Source organism: Streptomyces fuscigenes (genome assembly GCF_021556455.1).
GTDB classification, from domain to species: Bacteria; Actinomycetota; Actinomycetes; order Streptomycetales; family Streptomycetaceae; genus Streptomyces; species Streptomyces fuscigenes.
The window spans coordinates 1-3,611 of record NZ_JAKGCV010000508.1 but is presented as its reverse complement, the minus strand read 5'-3'; the positions used below and the strand labels follow the sequence as shown (position 1 = coordinate 3,611).

At 76.2% G+C, this 3,611-nt stretch carries 2 protein-coding genes and 1 pseudogene; 2 read left to right on the top strand and 1 reads right to left on the bottom strand.

Annotated elements, in window-relative coordinates:
• Positions 1-462 precede the first annotated feature (462 nt).
• Positions 463-1,134, bottom strand: coding sequence for a bifunctional DNA primase/polymerase (locus L1885_RS25410; RefSeq protein ID WP_235799506.1), 672 nt, complete (start codon positions 1,132-1,134; stop codon positions 463-465).
• Positions 1,135-1,470: 336 nt separating this feature from the next.
• Between L1885_RS25410 and L1885_RS25405 the strand changes: the two genes are divergently transcribed.
• Positions 1,471-2,865 carry an NsdA family TPR-like regulatory protein gene (locus tag L1885_RS25405; protein WP_235799505.1) on the top strand — a complete coding sequence of 465 codons (1,395 nt, stop codon included), beginning with the start codon at positions 1,471-1,473 and terminating at the stop codon, positions 2,863-2,865.
• A 164-nt stretch (positions 2,866-3,029) separates the two neighbouring features.
• A pseudogene (locus L1885_RS25400) lies at positions 3,030-3,611 on the top strand (hypothetical protein); the annotation flags it as partial.

Sequence of the window (3,611 nt, the reverse complement as noted above, 5' to 3'; positions counted from 1 at the left end):
CGGCCGCCTCGCCGGGCCGCGCCGCCCCGGTCCCCGCGTCCGCCGCCTGCCCGGAGTGCGCGTGCGCCCGCCGTGCCGGCCGGGGTCCGGTCGTGGCCTCCTGCCGTGCCTTCGCCGGTCCCCCCGGCTCCGCGTTCCCCGGCTCCGGCTGTGTCTCCTTCTCCCGCATGCTGCCGCACCTGCTCCCCGTACGTGGTTCACCCCGTGTGAACGGCCCAGCGTAGGGGGCGCCGCCCCGCCGGGTCATCGCCTTCGAGGGGGAGAGGCCGGGCGGAGCGGGCCGGGCCGGATGCACCCCGGGGTGGAGACGGCCTCCACCGCGGCGGCGCGTGCGGGCGTCTGCACGACGGGCCGAGCCGGTACGGCCCGCCCGCGGGCGACCGCCGCGCCTTCGCCGTGCGGCAGTCGCGGGAGCCCGGCAGCCGCGCCGCCGGGCCGGGACCCGCGCCGGACCGCCGGTGCTCAAGCGCCCGGTGCCTCCTGCCCGCAGGCGTACGCGAGCGGGCTGATCATCTCGTCGGCGTCCGGCAGCCAGCGGTTCGCCCGGGTCGGCCGGCGCGCCCACTGCACGGCGCCCATCCCGCCGACGCGGGTCGGCGGCGCCGGCACGTAGTGGCCCTCGCCCCGGGCGATCAGGTCCAGCGAGGCGGGCGACCAGCCAGCGGCCCGCACGAGGTCCCCGGCCTTCGCCGCGCCGCCGGGGAGCACGAAGAACAGCATGCGCCGATCGGGCGTGCACGCCACGGGCCCCAGCGTCACGTGCATGCGCTCCATGCGCGCGAGCGCGAGGAAGCCGGCCGACTCCGCGACCTCCAGCACGTCGAACGCCCGCCCCGTGGGCAGCAGGACCGACGCACGCGGGTGCAGCTCCCACAGCCGGCGCGCGGCGCTGCCGCTGCCGGTCGCCTCGGCCGCCCAGTCGGGCCGTGCGGGGTGCGCGCCGGGCGCGGGGCAGTCGGCGCTCTTGCAGGAGCACGTCTCCGTACCCTGCGCCGCCTCCAGCCAGGTGCCCGGGAACACGTCCCAGTGCCGCTCCTCGGCATACATCACCGCGCTCTCGAGCGGGAGTTCCGTGCGCTGCCGGGGGATGGGGGTGGCGTCCTGGACACCGATGCTCTCTTCCACGCACAGCACAACTCCCGCCGCCACCGCGGGTTACGGGCGTGCGCCCCGGCTCGCGGAAAGGCCGGATCGGGCATCCGGGGCGCACCGGTGCACTGCCGGGGGCGCGCGCCGGGCCGCGCCCGGCGAACGGGTAACCCTGTGCGGGGGAACCGGCACGGAGCGCACACGGCATGGCGAAGGGGCGGGCCGCCGCAGGGCGGACCGGTCGCCGCAGCATGCCAGGCACCCCTGCCGACACACCCGGTGAACAGCGCGAACATCACCAATAACGCTGAACTTTCGCATTCTCCGCATACCAGCAGGGCAGTGTGACGGAAATGATCACTGCGACCACAGGGGGTTTCATTGGCAGCCAGACCTCTCGTCGCGCGCCAGCCGAACGAACGGCTCCAGGCGCTCATCCAGGAAGCGGCGTGCTCCAACGCGGGCCTCGCCCGGCGGGTCAACATGGTCGGCCACGAGCGCGGCCTCGACCTGCGCTACGACAAGACGTCCGTCGCACGCTGGCTGCGCGGCCAGCAGCCGCGCGGGCGCGCGCCCGGCATCATCGCGGAGGCGCTCGGCCGCAAGCTCGGCCGCACGGTCACGATCGACGAGATCGGCATGGCCAACGGCAAGCACCTCGCGTCCGGGGTGGGCCTCCAGTTCGCGCCGACGGTCGTCGGGGCGATCGAGCAGGTCTGCGAGCTGTGGCGCAGCGACGTCGGGCGGCGGGACTTCCTGACCGGCTCGTCCGTCGCCTCGTCCGCGCTCGTCGAACCCAGCAGGGACTGGCTGATCACCGGCGCGGACGCGGCCGTCGAGCGGTCGGCGGGCGCGCGCGTCGGGGACAGCGACGTGGACGCCGTGGAGGCGATGACGAGCGCCCTCAACAACCTCGACCACCGCTTCGGCAGCGGGCACGTGCGGCCCGTCGTCGTGCACTACCTCAACAGCGTCGTGTCGGGGCTGCTCGCCGGCTCGTACCGGGACGCCGTCGGGCGCCGGCTGTTCGCCGCGGTCGCCCGCCTCACGGAACTCGCCGGGTACATGGCCGTCGACACCGGCCAGCCCGGCCTGGCGCAGCGCTACTACATCCAGGCCCTGCGCCTCGCCCAGGCGGCCGGGGACCGGGGCTACGGCGGCTACGTGCTCGCCGCGTCCATGAGCCACCTCGCCGCGCAGCTCGGAAACCCGCGCGAGATCGCCCAGTTGGCGCGTGCGGCGCAGGAGGGCGCACGGGGGCACGTGCCGGAGCGCGCCCTGGCGATGTTCTACGCGGCCGAGGCCCGCGGCCACGCGCTCATGGGCGACTCGCACATGTGCCAGGAGGTCGCGAACAAGGCGCAGACCGCGCTGGACCGGGCGGGCGGCGACCCGGCCGACGACCCCGACTGGATCGCCCACTTCGACCAGGCGTACCTCTCGGACGAACTGGCGCACTGCTACCGGGACCTGGGCCGCCCGGAGGCCGCGGCGCAGCACGCGCGCGACGCGCTCGACGGGCATCCGCCCACGCGCGCGAGGCGCCGGGCGATCGGCATGGTCGTCCTCGCGGCCGCGCAGGTCCAGCAGCGCGAGGTGGAGGAGGCGTGCCGGACGGGCGCGGAGGCGGCCGAACTCCTCGGCACGCTGCGCTCCAGCCGGGGCACCGAATACCTGGACGACCTGCGCGTGCGGCTCGAACCGTACGGGAACGAGTCCGCGGTCAGGCAGTTCGCGGCGCACGTCGACGGCAGGGGCGTCAGGGAGCCAGTGTGAGGCGGACGGTGCGGGCGTGGGGCGCCCCGCGCGGCGCGGGTGAGCGGCGCGGCCTGACGGGGCGTTCGTCACGTCGGGCGGGACGCGTGGCAGAGCGCGGGATTCACCCGGTAGCGTGAACCGTTGATACCGAAGGTCCGCACGTTCCACACGTTGGAGTCCTGGTGACGCACCGCAGGCAAGGGAATGAACAGGTCACGCCTGCCGACGGGCAGCCATGGGGGCAGCCCTGGGGCCCGGCGGACGACGGCCGGGGTCCCGGGGGCACGCCCCTGCCCGCGTACCAGGACCCGCAGGACGGGCAGGACCTTCCCGGCCATCAGGACTATCCGGGCCACCAGGACCAGGGTGGCCACCAGGGCTACGCGCCGGACTACGGCCAGTCGTACGACCCCGCCCCGGGCTACGGCTACGGCGGCGCGCAGCCGCTGCCCGCGGAGGCCCAGGGGCACGGCGGCGACGCGACGCAGTTCCTGCCTCCCCTGCCGGGCGGTGGTGCACCGGCGGGCGGGGCGGACGCGCAGGCCACGCAGTTCATACCGCACTTCCCGCCGGCGGGCGGCGGCGACGGGCAGCACCCCGACGCGCAGGCCACCCAGTTCATCTCGCCGCTCCCGGGCGGCCCGCACACGCCGCCCCCCGGCCTCCCCGCCTCCTACGACGGGGGCCCGCACACGCCCCCGCCGGGCGCCCCGCCCTCCTACGACGCGGGCGCGCACACCCCGCCGCCCGGAGCCCCGGCCTCC